16 protein-coding genes are annotated in these 19,501 nt (G+C 75.4%); 10 read left to right on the top strand and 6 right to left on the bottom strand.

Going from position 1 to position 19,501, the window contains the following annotated elements:
- Positions 1–1,018 precede the first annotated feature (1,018 nt).
- Positions 1,019–3,757: a DNRLRE domain-containing protein gene (locus tag E6R62_RS20255; RefSeq protein WP_206308782.1), complete on the top strand. Its 2,739-nt coding sequence runs from the start codon at positions 1,019–1,021 to the stop codon at positions 3,755–3,757.
- A gap of 75 nt (positions 3,758–3,832) precedes the next feature.
- On the opposite strand, the gene E6R62_RS20250 is transcribed toward E6R62_RS20255, so the two are convergent.
- The gene (locus tag E6R62_RS20250) at positions 3,833–4,294 is read right to left on the bottom strand and encodes a hypothetical protein (RefSeq protein ID WP_136214889.1); all 462 of its coding nucleotides are present in this window, start codon (positions 4,292–4,294) and stop codon (positions 3,833–3,835) included.
- 92 nt (positions 4,295–4,386) lie between these two features.
- Between E6R62_RS20250 and E6R62_RS20245 the strand changes: the two genes are divergently transcribed.
- Complete coding sequence (locus E6R62_RS20245) at positions 4,387–4,698, top strand: hypothetical protein (protein WP_136214888.1); 312 nt, start codon at positions 4,387–4,389, stop codon at positions 4,696–4,698.
- A gap of 253 nt (positions 4,699–4,951) precedes the next feature.
- Here E6R62_RS20245 and E6R62_RS20240 read toward each other — a convergent pair whose 3' ends face one another.
- A complete protein-coding gene (locus E6R62_RS20240; protein ID WP_136214887.1) occupies positions 4,952–5,398 on the bottom strand; it encodes a hypothetical protein in 447 nt (148 codons plus the stop codon).
- 247 nt (positions 5,399–5,645) lie between these two features.
- On the opposite strand from E6R62_RS20240, the gene E6R62_RS20235 reads away from it, so the two are divergent.
- Both E6R62_RS20235 and E6R62_RS20230 read left to right on the top strand, forming a co-directional pair.
- Positions 5,646–6,359 (top strand): peptidoglycan-binding protein, encoded by a 714-nt coding sequence (locus E6R62_RS20235; protein ID WP_136214886.1) that lies wholly within the window; start codon positions 5,646–5,648, stop codon positions 6,357–6,359.
- Between the two features lie 115 nt (positions 6,360–6,474).
- Entirely contained in the window at positions 6,475–7,392 is a 918-nt protein-coding gene (locus E6R62_RS20230; protein ID WP_136214906.1) for an NADP-dependent oxidoreductase, read from the top strand.
- 210 nt (positions 7,393–7,602) lie between these two features.
- On the opposite strand, the gene E6R62_RS20225 is transcribed toward E6R62_RS20230, so the two are convergent.
- The 3 genes from E6R62_RS20225 to E6R62_RS20215 form a co-directional block, all read right to left on the bottom strand.
- Positions 7,603–10,572, bottom strand: coding sequence for a poly(A) polymerase (locus E6R62_RS20225; RefSeq protein ID WP_136214885.1), 2,970 nt, complete (start codon positions 10,570–10,572; stop codon positions 7,603–7,605).
- Positions 10,572–12,425, bottom strand: a complete 1,854-nt coding sequence (locus tag E6R62_RS20220) for an RNA ligase family protein (RefSeq protein WP_136214884.1) — start codon at positions 12,423–12,425, stop codon at positions 10,572–10,574. Before E6R62_RS20220 ends, E6R62_RS20225 begins: the two co-directional genes overlap by 1 nt.
- Positions 12,426–12,525: 100 nt before the next feature.
- A complete protein-coding gene (locus E6R62_RS20215) occupies positions 12,526–13,146 on the bottom strand; it encodes a TIGR03086 family metal-binding protein (protein ID WP_136214883.1) in 621 nt (206 codons plus the stop codon).
- A gap of 101 nt (positions 13,147–13,247) precedes the next feature.
- Between E6R62_RS20215 and E6R62_RS20210 the strand changes: the two genes are divergently transcribed.
- Positions 13,248–14,204 (top strand): YafY family protein, encoded by a 957-nt coding sequence (locus tag E6R62_RS20210; RefSeq protein ID WP_136214882.1) that lies wholly within the window; start codon positions 13,248–13,250, stop codon positions 14,202–14,204.
- A 46-nt stretch (positions 14,205–14,250) separates the two neighbouring features.
- On the opposite strand, the gene pip is transcribed toward E6R62_RS20210, so the two are convergent.
- The gene (pip, locus tag E6R62_RS20205; protein WP_136214881.1) at positions 14,251–15,216 is read right to left on the bottom strand and encodes a prolyl aminopeptidase; all 966 of its coding nucleotides are present in this window, start codon (positions 15,214–15,216) and stop codon (positions 14,251–14,253) included.
- A gap of 158 nt (positions 15,217–15,374) precedes the next feature.
- Here pip and E6R62_RS20200 point away from each other — a divergent pair, with 158 nt between their 5' ends.
- The 5 genes from E6R62_RS20200 (at position 15,375) to E6R62_RS20180 (ending at position 19,499) form a co-directional block, all read left to right on the top strand.
- Complete coding sequence (locus tag E6R62_RS20200; RefSeq protein ID WP_136214880.1) at positions 15,375–15,782, top strand: hypothetical protein; 408 nt, start codon at positions 15,375–15,377, stop codon at positions 15,780–15,782.
- A gap of 310 nt (positions 15,783–16,092) precedes the next feature.
- Positions 16,093–17,169: an NUDIX domain-containing protein gene (locus E6R62_RS20195; protein ID WP_240801783.1), complete on the top strand. Its 1,077-nt coding sequence runs from the start codon at positions 16,093–16,095 to the stop codon at positions 17,167–17,169.
- A 66-nt stretch (positions 17,170–17,235) separates the two neighbouring features.
- Positions 17,236–17,766, top strand: a complete 531-nt coding sequence (locus E6R62_RS20190) for an SRPBCC domain-containing protein (protein WP_136214878.1) — start codon at positions 17,236–17,238, stop codon at positions 17,764–17,766.
- Between the two features lie 108 nt (positions 17,767–17,874).
- Positions 17,875–18,372: a hypothetical protein gene (locus tag E6R62_RS20185; RefSeq protein ID WP_136214877.1), complete on the top strand. Its 498-nt coding sequence runs from the start codon at positions 17,875–17,877 to the stop codon at positions 18,370–18,372.
- A gap of 194 nt (positions 18,373–18,566) precedes the next feature.
- Complete coding sequence (locus tag E6R62_RS20180; RefSeq protein WP_136214876.1) at positions 18,567–19,499, top strand: class I SAM-dependent methyltransferase; 933 nt, start codon at positions 18,567–18,569, stop codon at positions 19,497–19,499.
- The last annotated feature ends 2 nt before the right edge of the window (positions 19,500–19,501 follow it).

The raw sequence follows: 19,501 nt of genomic DNA, 5'->3' as shown, positions 1-19,501 counted from the left end.
CCGGGCGACCTAGCAATCCCCGCTGGGGCCTGCTAGGTCCCGGGGCGGCGGTGGGGTCGGCGGATGTCTTCGTTCGGTTGCCGTGCCGGCCGCGCCCGGGTGATTCCGGGGCCTGGCCGGCCGCCTGCCACGGCCCGATGGGCCGGGCCGGTCGCACCGATCGGTCCGCGCCGGGGCGGTTCCGGAGGTTGGGTGGTTGCCGGCAGTGTCCGCCAGATGCGGGCGGGTCCGTCTCGGTCGGAGGGAGACGGGTTCGGCGCAGTGATCGGGCGACCTCGTAGTCCCCGCTGGGGCCTGCTGGGTCCCGGGGCGGCGGTGGGGTCGGCGGATGTCTTCGTTCGGTTGCCGTGCCGGCCGCGCCCGGGTGATTCCGGGGCCTGGCCGGCCGCCTGCCACGGCCCGATGGGCCGGGCCGGTCGGTGCCACGGCCCGATGGGCCGGGCCGGCCGCGTCGTGGCCCTCGCCGGTGCCTGTCCGGTCCCGGGGCGGCGGTGGGGGCCGCCGAGGCTCACGGTCGGCCGCCGTGCTGGCCGGGCCGGCCGCGGCGATCGGGTCGCGTCGCGGCCGGTGTCGGTCCGGATCCGGGGTGCGGTGGGCCGACGCGGCCCGACCCGCCGCTCCGCCGATGCCCGTCCGCGGCGGCGACAGCCTCGGCCGGGTTGCCCGCCCCGGCGGAGGTCTCGGCGCGGCCGCGAGGCCGCCCCGCCGCCGGGCCGGCCGCCCGGTGGCGTGACCGCGTGCCGTCCGGAGTCGGGTGCCCTGCGGGCGAGCGCCCCGGCGGCGACACCGGGTGGTGCCCGACGCAGGCCGCCGCCGCGGACGTACCGTGCGCCGCCCCGGGCGGGAGCCCCGGGCGCCGGTTCGGCATCCGATAGGTCAAGTGCCGTGCCCGGCAAGGCGATCCGCCCTAGGGTGCGCCCGTACGCACGACCGTCGGCCCGGTTCCCGGGCCGGGTGGTCGTGCGGCCCTGTCCGCGCGGCGCACGCGCGGTGGAACGCACACCGAACTGGGGGGTTCATGCGTAGATCCAGAGGGCTTGCCACCGCTCTCGCACTCTCCGTGGCGGCTACCGGCACCGTCATCGGCCTCGGACTCGTCCCGCGGGCGGCGGCCGTCACCCCGCCCGTTGCCTTCACCGCCGACGCGCTGCCCACCTGGCAGGCCAACGGCGTCGTCTGGGCCCTCGCCCAGACCGGCGGCACGGTCTTCGTCGGCGGCACCTTCTCGGCCGTACGCCCCCCGGCGGGCGGCGCCGGCAGCGAGCGCTCCGCGGTGAACTTCGCGGCGCTCGACGCGGCGACCGGCGCCCCGACCTCCTGCTCGCTGGCCTTCACCGTCGGCGGGGGCACCGCCACCGTCCGCGCGCTCACGCTCTCACCCGACAAGAAGACCCTCTACGCGGGCGGCTACTTCGGGGCCGTCAACGGCACGCCCGTCTCCAGCGTCGCCGCCATCGACGTGGCGAGCTGCACCGTGAAGACCTCCTTCCGGCCGGCCTTCGCGGCCACCGTTCGGGCCCTCGCCGTCACCGACGACACCCTCTACGCGGGCGGCGACTTCCAGACCGTCTCCGGCCAACCCCGCAAGCGCTTCGCCGCGGTCGACGCGACCGACGGCGCCCTCAAGCCCTTCACCGCAGACGCCGATGAGCCGGGCCGCGCCGTCGAGGTCACGCCCGACGGCGCCGACGTCGTACTCGGCGGCGACTTCTTCACCGTCAACGGTACGAACACCCACGCCCTGGCCGTCGTCGACGCGACGAGCGGCGCGCTCACGAAGGCCTACCCGGGCTTCATCGAGACCAACTCCGTGGTCAAGGACATCGCCACCGACGCGACCGGCTTCTACACCGGCAACGAGGGCACGGGCGGCGGGGTCTTCGACGGCCGCATCGCCCTCAACCTCAGCGACTTCAACCAGCGGTGGCGCGACACCTGCCTCGGCGCCACCCAGGCCGTGCTGCCCTACCAGAACGTGCTCTACAGCGCCTCGCACGCGCACGACTGCTCCAGCGTCGGCGAGTACCCCGACGGGCAGCGCCACCACCTCCTGGCCGAGCCGACCACCTCCGTCGGCAAGTTGGGCTGGGCGCCCGACACCAACGACGGCATCGGCGAGGGCATCGGCCCGCGCGTGCTGACGGTGGGGTCGAAGGCCGGGGTCCAGTACCTGTGGGTCGGCGGCGAATTCACCACCGTCAACGGGGCCGCGCAGCAGAGTCTGACCCGCTTCGCCTCGACGGGCGACACCGGCGCCCCCACCGTCCCCGTCGCGAGCGCCGCCAGCTTCGCACCGGGCGAAGTCCAGGTGCGCTGGCGCACCAGCCTCGACCTCGACGACAGCGCCCTCACCTACCGGATCTACCGCAACGGCTCGGCGACCCCCATCGGCACGGTCACGGCCGACTCCCTGTTCTTCAGGCGACCGCAGGCCTCCTGGACGGACACCAGCGCCGTCGCGGGGCAGTCCTACACCTACCGGGTCACGGCGACCGACGCCGCGGGCAACACCAGCGCGCTGTCCGCGACCGCGTCCGTCACCGTCCCGACCTCCGCCGCCGCCTACCCCAACGCGGTCCGTGCCGACGGCGCCCAGCAGTACTGGCGCTACGACGAGTCGGCCCTGCCGTTCGTCGCCGACTCCTCGGCGGCGGGCAATCAGAGCGGCGTTCACCTGAACGGACCGGCGCTGCGCCAGTCACCCGGCGCGCTCACCGACCAGAGCACCGCGATCGGCTTCAACGGCGCCAACACCCAGGTGTACGGGGACAAACGGCAGACCGTCGGCAGCAGCTACTCCATCGAGACCTGGTTCAAGACGAACACCACCCGGGGCGGCAAACTCGTCGGCTTCGGCAACAACCAGGACCGCACCAGCGGCCAGTACGACAAGCACGTCTACATGACCGATGACGGCCGGCTGGTCTACGGCGTCTACACCGGGGCCACGCGCACCATCACCACCGGGGGCACCGACCGGTACAACGACGACAAGTGGCACCACGTCGTCGCCACCCAGGGCCCCGGCGGCATGACCCTGTACGTGGACGGCGCCCAGAAGGGCACCCTCGGCGTCACCACGCACGAGAACTTCGCCGGCTACTGGCACGCGGGCGGCGACAACCTGAACGGGTGGCCCGATCGCCCGACCAGCGACTACTGGGCCGGTCTGCTCGACGAGACCGCCGTGTACCCAAGCGTGCTGAACGCGGCGCAGGTGCACACCCACTACGCCCTGGCCTCCGCGCCCGCCGACTCGGTCGTACAGCTCACGGCGAGCGAGGACACCTACGCCAACGCGGGCGCGCCCGACACCAATTACGGGACCTCGGGCTCCCTCGCCGTCCGCGGGACCTCGCTGTACACGAGCTACCTGCGCTTCGACCTGCCCGCCGCGCCGGCGGGCACGGTCTTGAAGTCGGCGACGCTCAGCGTGAAGACCAGCACCATGAGCGGCGCGGGCACGACGGACACCGTCTCCGTCGTCCCGGTCACCGGCGCGTGGAGCGAGGGCGCGACGACGTACGACAACCGCCCGGGGCTGGGCGCCCCGGCCCTCGGCGCCTTCCCGGGCGTCCCGGACGGCTCGGCCGTCCACACCGCCCCACTGGACACGGCCACCGTCGCGTCCGCCCTGGGCGCCCCCTACGGTCTGGCGCTGACCGGTACGGGAACGGACGCCCTGTGGCTGTGGTCCTCGGAAGCCGCGGCCAACGAGGGCACCCCCCGCCTGACGCTGACCTTCGGCGCGCCGTGATCCGCCCCTGAGGTGGAGGCGGTACGGGCCCTCCCGGGCCCGTACCGCCCTTCCCGGGGAGGGAACGGTCGGGGCTCACCGGCGCGGTTCGACCTCCAGGAAGCGACGGCGGCGGGGGCCGCAGTACAGCAGGCATTCCCACCCGTGTCGCTCCAGCACCCGCCCGCAGTCCGTCAGCCGCTCCTGTTCCTCCTCCGCCGCGCCCCCGCCCGGCGGGCCGAGCCAGGAGACCCGCACCGTGCCCGGCTCCGGCGCGGGCGCCACCCGGTAACCGTTGCGCGTGCGCCGGCCGTCCGGGTCCACCGCCGACGGCGTGATGCCCGCCGCCTCCAGTACGAGGGCCACCGCGCGCGGCGCCTGACGCGACTCCCACGGCGCGGGAACCGCAGCGCCCGGCGGACCGTTCACCAGACGGCGGATCTGCATCAGCCCTTCGTACGCCGTCCGGACCTCGGCCGCCCGCCCGGGGCCCGCCGGTGGCGCGGGGCCGTCCCCGGTGGCCGCCTCGAAGCCCTGCCCGCCAGGTCCGCCCGTCACGCACACCACCTATCCCGTTTGAGTACCTCACGTCCAACGGCCTGAGTACGCGCACCGATTCCCCGCAGCCCTCACGCTGATCGAATGGCGGCATGACGTACGAAGCCGCGCGCGGCACGCAGCGACCGCACCGCCCGCGCCTGCGGCAGTTGACCATCGCCGGTTCGGCGCTGGCCGTGGCGCTGGCCCCGTTGGTGGTCGGAGTCCTGATCGCCAAGGGTATGGCCGCCGACCCCCACGCCCCGGTCAACGCCCTGATCACCGGCGGCGGACAACGCGCCGGCCTGCCCCGCGCCGAGTGGCGGCGACGCGGACACACCGCCGTGCGCCGGCTGCGGATCGCCCGTGAAGGCACGGCGCGCTCGGCCCGGCGGTGCGCCACCGCCTGCGCGCGTCGCGCGTAGGCCCACAGCCACGCGGGACCACGAGATGAGCCGACCGTACGCGTGGCGGCCGTCGACGGATGGTCCCGCGGCAGGGCGTGGCTGGGCCGTGTCTTTCGGATCAGGCCGGGCCCGCGGCTCCGGCCTGATCCAAAGGACACGGCCTACTCGGCGCGGCCGGTGACGGCGACGGCACGTTCCAGTCCAGGCCCTGACACGGTGTGAGGGTCAAGCCCGGCAGGGCCGGGCCGTCATTCTCACCGGTCAGGGCCGGTCAGTGGCCGTACTGGCGCACGCACAGGTCGACGACGGACGGCGGTACGACACCCTCCGCCGCCGCGCACGGCTCCTCTCCGGGCAGCCTGCGCGCAGGCGCCCCGCGCGGTGCGGCGGGCGGGCGGACCCGTCGGGGGGCGGCGGGCTTCGTGGCGCGTTCGCCGCCCCGGCGGGGCGGACGGGCACCCGGCGTCCCCCTCGGCTCCCGGTCCGCTCCCGGTCCGGCGTCGGACACCGGCGCGGGGGCGGCGTCGGGGAGGTCGCCCAGGGGCAGGGGCGGGGGCAGCGGCGGCGGCGCGGCCGGGAGGGTGTCCGGCCCGCCCACCGGTGGCCGGGTCCCCCGTGCGGGGTCGGCGGCAGGCTGCCCCGGTCCGACCGACGCACAACCCGCGCCCGCCAAGAGCGCGAGGAGGGTAAGGGGCAGGGCGGCACGGCGTATCTGCATACCGCCACCATGCCGTACGCCGGACGGCCCCGCCGCGCCCCTCACGCGTCCGGGTGACGCAGTTTCAGGTCGGATCCGCCGACCGGAGGGAACGGGCGGATCGGACACCGGGCTTGACCGCGGCCGCCCCGGGAGGCGAGAGTGCGCCCGATCCGGAACTACGGCGCGACCCGCACTTCGAAAGACGTACCCATGCCCCTGCCCGCCCGCACGGCGGTCCCCCGTGTCACCTGCCGGAAGCGGGCCCATGCCTGACGACGGCCTGTTGGTACGCCCCTACGTCGCCGCCGGGGACCAGCCGTCCGCGGCGACGGCCGCTCCGATCTGGCCCCACGCCGCGGCGTCTGCGGTCCGGGGCCCGGAACCGGCGCCCGCCCCGTACGCTTCCCCCGCCGCGGCGGCGACCCGCGCGCCCCGCGTCCACCGACGCGGCAGGCGGCGGACACCACCCGTCCTGACGCTCCTCGCCGTCCTCGCGCTCGCGGGCGCCGGCGGGCTGGTGTTCCTGCTGAGCGGCCCCGACCCGGAACGCACCCGGGCCAAGGCGCCGCCCGGCCTGACCGTGCCCGTGCTCCCGGCGCGCAGCTCCGACTCCGAACCGGTCCCCTCGTCCGCCGCGCCGACCCGGCCGAAGGCGTCCGCTTCGGCTCCCGGTGCCGCGTCGCCGTCGGCGTCGGCGTCGCCGACGGCGAGTCCGGGTACCCGACCCGGGAGCTCCGGGCCGTCCGTCGCCCCGCCGACCCCGGCCGGGGAGTCCGGCACCCTGCGCCAAGGCGACAAGGGGCCGGAGGTGCGCGAGCTTCAGCAGCGTCTTTACGGGCAGGGGTTCACGTACGTCGCCGTCACGGGCGTCTACGACGGGCGCACCCGGCGCGGTGTGGCGCAGCTCCAGAGCGACCGCGGCATCAAGGGTGACCCGCCCGGCGTCTACGGCCCGGCCACGCGAGCCGCCTTCGGTTGAGACGGTCCGGCGGCGGCGCGGCTTGCCCGAGCCGCTCCGGGCGCCCGTGATGGGATGGCGGCACGCAGGCGATCGCACCCACATACGGAGAGGCCGGTACATGTCCGAGGAAACGATGCGGGCCATGGCTTACGAGACGTACGGCGGTACGGAGGTACTCACCGAGACCAGGCTGCCCGTCCCCAAGGTCGCACCCGGCGAGGTGCTCGTCCGCGTCAAGTACGCCGGGGTCAACCCGGTCGACTGGAAGATCATGGCGGGCGGACTCGACGCGCTGATGGACGTCGTGTACCCGGTGGTCCCGGGCTGGGACGTCGCCGGCACCGTCGAACGGGTCGGCATCGACGTCCCCGAGTACGCGGTCGGGGACGAGGTCATCGCGTACGCCCGGAAGGACTACGTACACGGCGGCACCTTCGCGGAGTTCGTCAGCGTGCCCGTACGGGCGCTGGCGGCCAAGCCCGCCTCGCTCGACTGGAAGCAGGCGGCGGGCTTGCCGCTGGCCGGCCTCACCGCGTACCAGCTCCTCACCCGCCTCGGCACCGGCAAGGACGACACCGTCCTCGTGCACGGCGCTTCGGGCGGGGTCGGTTCACTCGGCGTGCAGATCGCCCGCGCGCTCGGTGCCCGCGTCATCGGCACCGCCTCGCCCCGCAACCACGACCGGCTCCGCGAGCTGGGCTGCGAGCCCGTCGCGTACGGCGACGGCCTCGCCGACCGGGTCCGCGAGCTGGCGCCCGAAGGGGTGGACGTCGTCGCGGACTTCGTCGGCGGGGTGCTGGACGTGACCCGGGCGGTCCTCGCGGAGGGTGGGCGGCACGCCTCGATCGCCGACCACACGGTGCTCGGCGCGGGCGGCCAGTGGATGTGGGTGAGGCCGGACGCGAGCGACCTCACCGAACTGGGCCGGCTCGCCGACAGCGGGCTGCTGACGGTGCCCGTCGCCGAGACCTTTCCCCTGGCCCGGCTGGCGGCCGCCTTCGAGCTGAGTCAGGCCGGACACACGGCAGGCAAGATCGTCATCGAGGTCTGAGCGCCGCCCGGCCCGCCAGGCCCTGCCGTCGAAGTCCCGTCCCCACCTACCGTTGGTAGGTGCCCCCTGGCCCGGGGCGTCCGGTACCGCACCTCGCCGCGTTGTCGGAGCGCCCGAGTACGTCCGGTACCCGGGCGCCCCTCCGTCTTGCGATGCACCGCACCGGGCGCCCCGGTCCGCAACGGGGCTACGTTGACGGCAGGACCCGGGTCAGGCGAGCGAGGGGACCGCCCCGCACTCCGCCCGGGTGACGTCGACGCCCGGCAGTCCCCGGGACCAGGGGGCGGTGACGGCGGCGAGCCGGGCCGCGTCCGGCGGGCGGCTTCCGAGACCGATCGCGTACCGGGCCAGGGTGTCGCCGCGTTCGAACGGGCGGGGCCAGGCATGGGCGTCGGGCAGACCGGCGTCCGCGAGATCGCCGAGCAGGGCGCGCAGACGACCCCGCATCCGGCCCAGGTTCTCCTCGAACTCCGCGGGCCCCGCGCCCCGTACGGTCACGACCGCCCACGCCGCGTGCCGCCGGTGCGGCGGGGCGGGCGGGGCGGGTGCGAGGCGGCCGTGGTCGTCCTCCAGCCACTCCCAGGTGGCGTACAGCTCCCGCACCAGCAGATCCCGCAGGCCAGGGCCCACTTGGGCCGTGCAACGGCGGACGGGGTGGGAGGGCGTGAGCACGCTGACGGCCGCGTCGGCGTCCTCGCCGGTGGTCTCTCCCCGCCGGCGGGCGCCGGTGCCGGTCCTCGGGTATGGGTCAGCGGCCACGTCCACGGCCGCGTTCGCGCCGCTCGGCGCGCTCAGGGCGACCGGGACGCGCCAGTCCCATGCCGCCCAGGTGGCGAAGAACTCCCGCAGCAGGGCGCCGGGGGCCGGGTTCCCGGCGTCCGCCACCGTGCGCGCGGCCAGGACCGCCCAGGCGAGCCCCGGCAGACCGCCGAACGGCGCGGAGTCCAGACCGCGGGCCCGGGCCCAGGACTTCACCTCGCGCGCCAGCCACGCGAACGCCCCGGACCGCGCACCCACGACGTCCCGTACCGCGTCGGCGTCACTCACCGCGCCGAGCGCCGTCGCCGCCGCGTCGCCCAGCCCGGCCCGCCGGGACACCGCCTCCGCCGGGTCCGTTCCGCCCGTGAACACGGCCACCAGGTCCACGTCCAGCCGGTCCACCCGGAACCGCAGGCCCGGCACCCGCGCCCCGGTGACCGACCGGAGCCCGTGCGCCTGCGGCAGCGCTGCCGCGATCCTCTCCCGCAACCGCTCGGCGGACTCCCCGCCCGGCAGCGTCACCACCAGGTCCAAGTCGGCTCCCGGCAGTTCGCAGCCCAGGCGCCGCGAACCGACCAGGTGCACCGCGCCCTCGGGAAGCGCCGCCGCGACCCGGGCGGCGACCGTCTCGGCGGCGACCGTGTCGGCGTTGTCGGGACCGTCGGCGACCTGCCCCACGGTGGCGGTCCCCGCGCTGTCCGCGTACCGCGGCGACGGTGCATCGTCGGGCAGCCACCGCACCGACCCCGTCCCCAGATCAACGGTCGCGCGTACCCGCATCGGCTCGTCCCCGCGCCGTGACAGCACCGCCAGCGATCCGACCCGCGCCGTCGCATCCCGATCCGCGAGCCGTGCCTCGAACTCGCGCACCGCCCGCTGCGGATCGCGGCTGCGTCCCAGCGTCAGGTGCGGGGTGAAGCCCCGTACCTCCGCCTCCCGCCCGCGACACCCGGGGAAGCGCTCCACCAGCGCCCGCCGCAACTCCTGCCAGGCCGCGTCGCCGTCGGCCGCCGGGTCCAGCCACAAGGTGGCGTCCTCGCGGTGCCCGAAGCTGTGCACCCCGGCGAGCCGGGCGGTGAAGGGCGCGGTCCGCGCCGCCGCTTCGGCGACCAGCGGCAGCGCCTCCTCGAAGGAGGACTCCGGCACGAAGCCGAACAGCAGGTTCACGTGCGGCGGCCACCGGTCGGCCCCCGGGTCGTACTCCCGCCGCAGCGCGTCCACGACGGGGTCGGGCGGCGGCAACCAGGCCACCGCCGTCCGCGCGGTCGCCGGTATGTCGAGAGAGCCGCCCGAGCCGTCCGCCCCGAACTCGACCGTGGCCTCCACCCCGTAGTGGTCGGATATGAACAGGCCCTCGGCGGTGGGGGAGTCGCCGCGCAGGGCGGCCTCCCGCACCCGCGCCCCCGCCGAACGCAGCAGGACGCGGTCCAGCCGGGCCGCCCGCCCCGACAGGGAACCCACCGCGGCCAGCGGGTTGGCCACCGGATCGAAGGTCGGGGTGTCGTCCGCCGGACCGTGTACGTCGCTCCACGCGTCCCGCAACCCCAGCGCGGCCGCAGGGCCCTGCGCCCCGGACCGACCGTCGTTGAAGTCGCCGAGCAGGGCCAAGGCGGCCTCCACGCCACCCAGTCCCTCGGCCAGCCGTGCGAGTTCGGCCGCGCGCCGCTCCGCACCACGTTCGGTGTGGTCGCTGGTCAGGTGGGTCGCGGCCACCACCAGGGGGCCGTCCGCCGTGGCGACGGTGACCGCGGTGACCGCCTTGTGCGGGCCCAGGGCGTGCCGGGCCGCCTCGCGCACCGGCAGGCGGCTCAGCAGCAACAACCCGCTGTCGGCGACATCGGCACAATCCGGGTCGGTGCCCAGGGTGTAGCGGGCCCGCACCCACGGCTGCGCCAACAGCGTCGCCAGCAGCGCGGGTTCGACCTCCTGGAGCGCGATCACGTCCGCGTCCGCGGCCTCCAGGTCGGCCAGCAACAGGGGCCTGCGTCGGGCGGTCGCGATGCGCGGGGCGTCGTAGCGGTCCCACAGCGTGTTCCAGGTGAGCAGTCGCACGCGCGCCGGGCCGGCCGTCCTCCCGGCTCCGGGCCCGTCCGACGGCCGCCAGGCCCCGCCGCCCGCCGGGTCCCAGGCGTACGGGGTGCGGGCGGTGAAGAACGGCGCCCGCAGCAGCCGGGGATCACGCACCCGCCCGGCCCGCGTGACGTCGATCCGGTCCACACCAGTGGTCCGGTCCCACACCAGTTCGCCGTCCGCCTCAACGAACAGCACCCGGTGCCAGGGGATGTCGCCGCCCGGCACGAAGGACGGCAGCGGAACCCGCTTGGGGGCGGCCCCGCGCTGGAGCAGCCCCAGCGTGAACCGCGCCGGGTCGAAGCGGGGGTCCCAGCGGACCTGGTGGTAGAGCTCCTCGCTGGTACGCATCAGCCGACCCCGTCCGCCACGGCGGCGCCAGCCGCGCTTCGTCCCGTCGCCGCCGAGGCGGTCCCGGCATTCGTCGGGCCGAGGGATCCGGCCGTGTCGCAGACCGTCCCGTCGGCGCCGACGTACCACGTCAGGTGCGCCTCACCCGGGTACGGCGGGGTGAACCGGCGCAGCTGCGAGGCCAGCACCCCCTCCGGTACGCGATGCGCCCGGGACGCGTTGCGTCGCAGCAGTTCCTCCTCCTCGACCCACAGCACGGCGTGCGTGACCAGCGCGTCCCGGCGGCGCGCGACCGCCCCGGCCAGGCTCCGCTGCTGCCGGGTGAGGGAAGTGGCGTCCCACACCACCGTCCCGCCGCCGTGCGCGGCGGCCGCCAGAGCGGCGTCCAGCCGGTCCAGGCCCTCGCGCAGGACATCCGCGTTGGCCCGTTGGTCGGAGCGGGACCCCCGGGCGGTGCGCAGGTCGTCGAGACTGACGTACGCCTCCACCCCGGCCAGGTTCCCGGCGAAGGTGCTCTTTCCGCTGCCCGAGGGGCCGCACATCTGCACGAGGTGCGGGTAGGCGCCGTGGCGCCGGCGCCAGGACGCGGCGACCGCCTCCTCGGCGGTGCTCAGCGTGCCCTGCCCGAACGCCTCCCGCGCCTGCGCCCAGCAGCGGTCGGCGGCGCGCTGCCCGAGCCCGGAGAGGGCCTTCCGCAGCCCCCGGCGCAACGGCCCCAGCGGGTCCGGCCCCAGCAGCCCGGCCTCCTCCGCGTACAGCGCCGACCACTCCACGCACTCCCGTCCCGCCGTGTCCCCGGGGTCCGCCAGGGTCCCGGCGAGCGCGTGCAGCACGCCCAGGTCGGCGGCCTCGGCCAACCGGATCAGCCCGGCCCGCCGCTCGGCGTCCGGGAACGGCCGGTGCAGCGCCGGGTACAGGCCCACCAGGTCGGCCACCCGCCGGGCCGTCGGCATCCCGAGCGGCCCGGCGGCCAGCCGCGCGCCCAGCCGGGCCCGCGGCAGGCCGTGCAGCGCGGCTGCGAGCACCCCGGTCAGCCGGCTCTCCCCGGTCCGCCCCAGCCCGTCCAACCGCCCGGCCACCTCGGCCACGGCCTCCGTGACGGCCTCCGTGACGATCCCCGGAACGCGGCATGCGGTTCCCGTCGCCGACCCGGACTCCCCGGACTGCACTCCGAGCGCGCCGACCAGGGCCGCCGCATCCGGCTCGGACCCGGACCGAACCGCCCACAGCGCGGCGGTCGGCCCCAGCCCGTTGGGCACGACCGGCGCGTACATCCAGTGCGTGTCGGTGCGTACGTGCCCGCCGCGCACCCACTTGGCCACGCGGCGCCCGAAGTCGGCCCGCGTGAAGCCCTCGACGGTCCGTACGACGTACCCCTCCCGGCGGGTGGTGTCGATCCGCAGCCTGCGCAGCGCCCGTTCGTCGTAGACGCCCCGCCACAGCACGGGCGGGGTCGGGACGCCCAGTCGCCGAAGGAAGCGCACGGTCCGGTCCCAGTCCAGGCACTGGTCGCCGTCCCACACCGAGAATCCGTAGAACCAGCTCTCCAGGCCCTCGTACGGGAGGGAGTGTCGGGCGTACAGGTTCTCCCCGCACACCCGCCGGCCCGCCGGTATCCCAGGGCCGATGCGGCCCTGGAGGCCCTTGACCCAGGCGCGGGAGGGGTGGTGCCCCGAATCGAGGGAGCGGGCGTGCAGTCCGTCCCGGTAGAGGGTGGTGTTCTCCCCGTCGAGCTTCTCGGTGACGACGACCTCCCGCCCGGCCAGTGCGACCGGACCGGACACCCGCACGTCATCCGGTGTGGCCCCGGGGGACCAGGGCAGATGCGCCGTACGTGGGTAATGCGTGCGCATGATCCGCTCCTGCTCGACGACGTCCTCCACCGTCACTCTAGGTAGGCGGCGCGGCCGGATCCACCCGATATCGCGACCGGCGGGGCCGCGCCGACCGGAACTACGGGCGCCGCCCGGCCCACGCCACCAGCCGCTCGACGGCGGGAGCGTCGTCGGGAACCCTCACGACCTCCCCGAAGGGCACCGCCCCGCCCCGCCGGTCGGCCGGCAGGGACCGGCGCACGACCTCCAGCACCCGCTCCAGCAGAGCGGGGTCCCACGCGGGGTGCTGCCCGGTGGCTCGCGCCAGGTCCCAGGTGTGCACGGTGAGTTCGTTGGTGTAGATCAGCGCGCCGACCGCCCCCGGCTTCGGCCCGACCGGCAGCCGCAGCTCGCGGCCGAGGATGCCCTCGTCCGCCCACACTGCCTCCGCCTCCGCGGCGGCCGGTCCCCAGGCCTGTGCCCAAGCGCCGTCGGGCAGTTCGTCGGCGAAGGACGGCACGGCGAACGGGTCCTCGCCCCGCCCGATCACGGCGATCCGACGCACGACGGCGACGAGGTGGCTCGACAGCCGCCGTACATCGAAGTCCTCGCACGGGGTGGGGGAGTCGTACTGGTCGGGGCGGACGGCGGCGAGGGTGCGCCCGGCGAGCGCGATGGCCGCCGAGAGGTCCCGGCGGGGGTCGAAGGAAGGTGCGGACGGGGCCCGGGGGGTCGCGAGCTGCGCGGTGTTCTCGTTCATGTGTTCATCCTGGCGGCTAAAGTGGCCACCTTCCGGCCTGTTCAACCGGCCGATTTCGTGTATCGACCTCGCCAGGGGGCAGTGACCGTGAACGAGCGCGCGTGAGGGCCGACCGCCTGGTGGCCACCTTGCTGTTCCTCCAGGAGCGCGGCCGGGTCACGGTGGCGGAGGTCGCCGCCGAGCTGGAGGTGTCCGAGCGCACCGCCCGCCGCGACCTGGAGGCCTTGGCCGCTTCGGGCGTCCCCGTCTACTCCCGACGCGGCCGGGGCGGCGGCTGGTCCCTGGTCGGTGGGGCGCGCACCAACCTCAACGGTCTGACCGTCGCCGAGATCCGGGCGCTGTTCCTGCTCACCGGGCCGCTCGCCGCGACCCCGGAACTACGCACCACCTTGCGCAAGTTGGTGCGCGCCCTGCCGCCACCACTGCGCGGGGACGCCGAGGCCGCGGCCCGCGCCGGCATCACCGACGACACGGACTGGTCCCGCAACGCCCCCACGGCGCAGGCGGACCACCGCGCGCTGCTCCAGAGCGCCGTGGTGGAGGGGGAGCGGGTCCGGCTCGGATACGCGGGGGTCGGCAAGCCGTCGGGGGTGCGGGTGGTCGACCCCCTCGGTCTCGTCGCCAAGGCGGGGGCCGACTACCTCGTCGCGGGCACCGAGGCGGGTCTGCGGACCTTCCGGCTCAGCCGGGTCACCTCGGTGGAACCCATCGGCGAACCGGCGGTGCGCCCGCCGGACTTCGACTTGGCATCGGTGTGGCGCGAGCGCGCGGAGGTGATCGAGAGCGGCATGTTCGCCGTCACGGCCCGGGCCCGCGTCGCCCCCGGCGCGCTGGCCCGCCTCGAACGGCTGCTCCGGGGCCGGGTCACGGTCGGGGAACGGCGGGCCGACGGCTGGACGGAGGTCCGCATCGACGGACCGGCCCACCGCGCGCTGGCAGCCCAGCTCGCCGGCTTCGGCGCGTCGGTCGAGGTCCTGGAACCGCCGGAACTGCGCCGGACCCTGGCCGGCATAGGTGCCGAACTGACCGCGCTGTACGGTCCCGACGCCCCGCCCTGACGCCCGGCCGCCGGCCGTCCTGACGTCAGGCCGTCCTGACGCCTGGTCAGCCTCGGCCGGCCGCGAAGCGTTCGAGAGCTCCGAGTACGTGCTCGCGGGTCGTCGTACCGCCCAGGTGGCCCGCGTCCTCGACGACGACCAGCTCGGCGTCGGGCCAGACGCGGGAGAGCTCCCACGCGGTGTCGAGTGGTCCGGCCATGTCGAGTCGGCCGTGGACGAGTACGCCGGGGACGCCGGTCAGCCGGCCCGCGTCGCGCAGCAGCGCCCCTTCCTCCAACCATGCCCCGTGGGAGAAGTAGTGCGCGCAGATACGCGCCAGCGCCTGCCGGGCCACCGGGGGACGATCGCCGTACGGGCGAAAAGCGCCCTTCGTCTCGCCCGACAACACGGCGTCCTCCCAGGCGCACCAATCGGCCGTCGCCTTGTTCCGGACCGCGTCGTCGGGGTGCTCCAGCAAGCGGGCGTAGGCGCCGACGATGTCACCGTCGGGGGGTGTGCCCGGGACGCCGGCGAGGAACCGCTGCCACTGCTCGGGGAAGAACCGGCCGACGCCCCGGTAGAGCCAGTCGATCTCCGAACGGCGGGTGGTGGTGACGCTCGAGACGACGATCTCCGTCACCCGCCGCGGGTGTCGTTCGGCATAGGCCAGGAGGAGCGTCGACCCCCACGAGCCGCCGTACAGCAGCCAACGGTCGATGCCCAGCAGGCGCCGGAGCCGCTCCATGTCGGCGATCAGATGTCCCGTGGTGTTGTGCCGCAGGTCCGTCGTGGGGTCGCTCGCATGGGGCGTACTGCGGCCGCAGTTCCGTTGGTCGAACAGCACCACGCGGTACCGGCTCGGGTCGAAGTACCGGCGCGCGTCCGGGCCGCAGCCCGATCCCGGGCCGCCGTGCACGACGAGCGCCGGCTTCCCTTCCGGGTTGCCGCAGGTCTCCCAGTAGACGAGGTTGCCGTCACCGACATCGAGCATCCCCTGGTCATACGGCTCGATCGGCGGAAAGAGCCCTGCCAAGCCTGAACTCCCCTCAGGTCGGCGTCCGATGGCGGCTCTCACAGTACGCCGCGCCTCCCCTCGGGCGCGAGTGGGTGGCCCGGCGGCCCGTGGACCCGGTCGCCGCTCGTCCTCCCCCTCGCGGGGAACCGGCGGCGCCGCCCGCGCGTCCGAACGGCATGTCCAGGCCGCCGCGTCCCCGTCCCGTGCTGTCCGCCGTCCTCATCGGGGGTCTCGCCTTGGCCGGCTGTGGCAAGGCGAGCCAGGCGGCGGCCGGGCCGTCCCTCGTCCCCGCTCCCACGACGCGGGCGCTCGCCCCGACCGTGTACCTGGGCCGGAACGGGCGGACCCTCACCACGGTGGTGCCCGTCGGGGGATGTCAGGAGGGCCGGCTCACGGGCGGTGTCTCCGGTACGTCGGTCACCCTGTCGCTGTCGATCACCAAACGGGAGAAGCCCGGAACGGTCTGCGCGGCCGACATCAGGTCGGAGCGGGTGAGCCTCACGCTCCGCTCGCCCCTGGGCGGGCGGAAGTTGATCGATGCGGCCACGGGGCGGACGATCAGGATCGAGGTCCGGGCCGCCTGATTCGGCCGGGCCGGCGGAGCCCACCGTTAAGCGGAAGCGGCCCGCGCCCTGCGCCGACGGCCGTCCAGCCGTCGGCGCCCCCTTGCTCCGGCTGCGCCCCCCGGCGGCCGGTCACGTGGTCGGACCGGCGGTTTTCAGGCCGCCTGTCCGCATCAGGGAAGCTAGCAAGATCGACATAATCAGGCAATAAGGAGGTATCGGCGCGGCGAAGCGGCGCAACGGATTCCGCATCAGGGTGGGCGCCGTAACCGGAGGGCGGCGCGCGCTGTTGCACAACCGGCGGGTCCCCCCACGGCGAAACGGAGTCCCCATGCCCGAGCTGACCGATGACACCGGGCACGTTACCGGGGACACCACCGGACACGCCGGGGACACCGCCGGGCGCGTCACCGGGCGCGTCGCCGGGCAGCCCGGGACCTGGATGACTCCCGCCGAGTACGGGGCCTCACGAGCCGCGCTCTGGACGGGCGCGGTCGTCCTCGTCACCGACCCCGACGGCCGGGTCCTGGTCCAGACGGTCGACTACCGCCCCGACCGTCTGTTGCCCGGTGGCGCGGTGGACGCGGGCGAGTCGCCGTCCGCCGCGGCCGCCCGCGAGATGCGCGAGGAGCTCGGGATCGACGGCCACTACCCGCGCGGGCTCGCCGTCGACTGGGTCCCCGCCGACACCCCCGGGTTCCCGCCCGAGATGGGCTTCCCCGGGGAGATCCTGTACGTCTACGACGGCGGCACCTGGACCCCCGACCGGATCGGGGCCGTCCGCCTCCCGGCCCAGGAGATCACCGGCATCGACTTCGTCGAGCCCGCCGACCTGCCCGCCCTGATGGACGCGGGCGACGCCCGGCGGACACTGGCCGCCCTGCGCGCCCGGATCGCCGGCTCCGGCCCCGTACTGCTGGAGGACGGCCGGCCCGTCGCCCCCACCACCCTCGACCGGCTCGGCGTGCTGCGCACCCGCCGCACCCCCGGGCGCGGCGCCTGGCACCCCGGACCGGTACCCGCCGGGCTGCCCGTACGGGACCGCTCCGGGTGGCTGTTCGCCCCGGACGGCCGGGTCCTGCTGCTGATCGCCCGTGCGACCGGCGCCGCCCACCTGCCGACCCCGCACGCCGAACCCACGGCCGGGGCCGTCCCGCTGGGCTACCGGTACGTCGACCAGGGCGCGCACGCCCGTACCGTCGCCCGCCTCACGGCGGTGTCCGCGCACCGCGACCCCGCCTACGCGCGACTGCTGGCCACCCCCGAACAGGTCCGCGAGCTCTGCGACTGGGGCGCCGCCGGGCGTGCCGAACTGGCGGCCGTGCACGCCGCCCGCGCACAGCTCTCGCTCCCCGCCCCGCCCCGTGTCCCGCCCACCGAGCTGCCCCGCGAGGGCGCGCGCTGGTGACGGCCCCGGGTTGCGGCGCGTCCGCAATCCTGGTGCCGCGGGCCGCGGTCCCGCAGCATGGAGGCCATGAGCGACAGCGCGATCAACTACACCCTCTACGTCCAGGCCGACCCCGCCCGCGTGTGGCAGGCGCTGACGGAGCCCGCCCTCACGCGCCGCTACTGGGGCATGAGCTTCGAGACCGACTGGGGGGTGGGCTCGCGCATGGACTGGATCGAACGCGGAGCCCGCATCGGCGACCCGGCCCAGGTGGTGCTCGAATGCGTCCCGAACCGCAGGCTCTCCTACACCTGGCACACCTTCACACCACAGTGGGCCGCCGCGGTCGGGATCGCCGAGGAGCTCCGGGCCGAGCTGGCCCGCGAGCGGCGCACGAAGGTCACGTACGAGATCGAGCCGGTCGGTGACACCCTCGCCCGACTGACCGTCCTGCACGAGGGGTTCGAGCCCGGAGGCACCCTCATCGGCATGTGCGCGCGGGCCTGGCCGTTCCTCGCCTCCAGCCTGAAGACCCTGCTGGAGACCGGCGCCCCGCTGCCCGAGCCCGGCCACGAGGGGGAGAAGGGCCACGGCGGCCACGAGGCCTACGAGCGCTGACCCGCCCGTCCCAGTCGGCGTGCGGGGTTGTTCGCGGGGCCGGGACGCCCCGCCCCCCTCGTGCCCCCCGGGCGACGCGCGCGTGCCGGGGTCGTGTGGAATGGGGGCATGGGGAGCAGCGGACGAGAGACGCGCCGGGCGGGGAGCGGGCCGCAGGAGCCGCCCGAGCGGTGGCGCTACGCCGGGCACCTCGCGGCGCTCGCGGCCGCGTCGGGGGAGGCGGCGGAGGCGGAGGCGGTCGCCGTGGTCCTGCGCGACCCGGACCCGGTGATGGCCGAGAGCGCCGTCGTCACGCACCTGGACCGGCGGGCGGTGCACCTGCTCGCGGACGGGCGGTTCCCCGGCTGGGCCAAGGCCATGGAGGGTGCGCTGCGCGGCCGCCTCTTCCCGTCCCGGCGGCTGCGCGAGTGGACCCTGCTGAAAACCATCGGCGCGGGCGAGCCCTGGTCCGCGGCGGACCTGACCGCCGCCTCCGACTGGTGCCAGCGCACGGCCGCCCGGACCGTGACCTCGTACGAGGCGCTCGGGGTGCTGGCCGCCTCGGCCCGCACGCACCGGGTCCGCGACGATGCCGCACGGCGGCTGCGCAGACGCGCCGCCGTCTGACCGGGGACGTCCGGGCAGCGGTGGAGTGAATCCGGCATATTGCTGTAAAGGTGGTTTATCGCCCTAGCCGAAGCACGGATTGCGGACGCTCTCTCACCGAAGCCTCGTCACACGCGCGTTCGGGGGCATATGGTCGGCTCACCTGGCCGGGTATCAGCGTTGGACCATGCCATTCCACTGGAGGATGACTCTCCGTGTCGCACCTTTCACAGGCTCCCGTCAGCACCTCGGAGGCCGAGCCCACTCCCCCCACCCCCCGCGCCTTCAGCGAGGTCAAGGGGTGGTTCTCGGACTATGACCAGGTGCTCTTCGACTGGTTCCTGACCCGGCAGAACGATGACGCCGCCTCCTCGGGCGATCTCCTGGAGCTCGGCGCGTTCATGGGGAAGAGCGCGATCTTCCTGGCCGGATATCTGCGGGACGGCGAGGAGTTCACCGTCTGCGACCTCTTCGACTCGCCCCCGCCGGACGACGAGAACCTCAGTGAGGTGCGCGACTCGTACCCCACCCTCACCCGGCGCGGCTTCGAGACGAACTACCTCGCCTTCCACGAGAAGCTGCCGACCCTCATCCAGGCCCCGACCTCCGTGGTCGCCGACCGGGTGCGCGCCAAGAGCTGCCGCTTCATCCACATCGACGCCTCCCACCTCTACGAGCACGTCGCGCAGGACGTCGCGTCCTCCCGGCTGGTGGCCGCCCCGGACGCGGTCGTCGTCTTCGACGACTACCGTTCCGCCCACTGCCCCGGCGTCGCCGCGGCGGTGTGGGCCGCGGTCGTCACCGAGGGCCTGCGGGTGATCGCCGTCTCGGCGTCGAAGCTCTACGCCACCTGGGGCGACCCGGAGCCCCACCAGGCGGCGCTGTTGAGCTGGCTGGAGGGCCGCTCCGACCTGTGGCACGGCGTCGACATCGTCGCCGGCCGGCCGCTCGTGCGGATCGGCGACGAAGGGGTGGTCCCGCTCGCGCCGCCGAAGCCGTTGCGCCCGGTGGAGGAGGCGCCGCCCGTCGCGCCGCCCGCCCCCGCCGCAGTCCGCAAGCCCCCGGCCCGCTGGCGCAAGCTGGCCAAGGACCTGCTCCCGCCGCTGGTCACCCGGGCGATCGTGGCCGCGCGGCGCCGCCGCCGCTGAAC

It is taken from the genome of Streptomyces sp. A1136 (assembly GCF_004795055.1).
In the GTDB taxonomy this organism is placed as follows: Bacteria; Actinomycetota; Actinomycetes; order Streptomycetales; family Streptomycetaceae; genus Streptomyces.
This window is presented reverse-complemented; position numbering and strand designations above follow the sequence as displayed.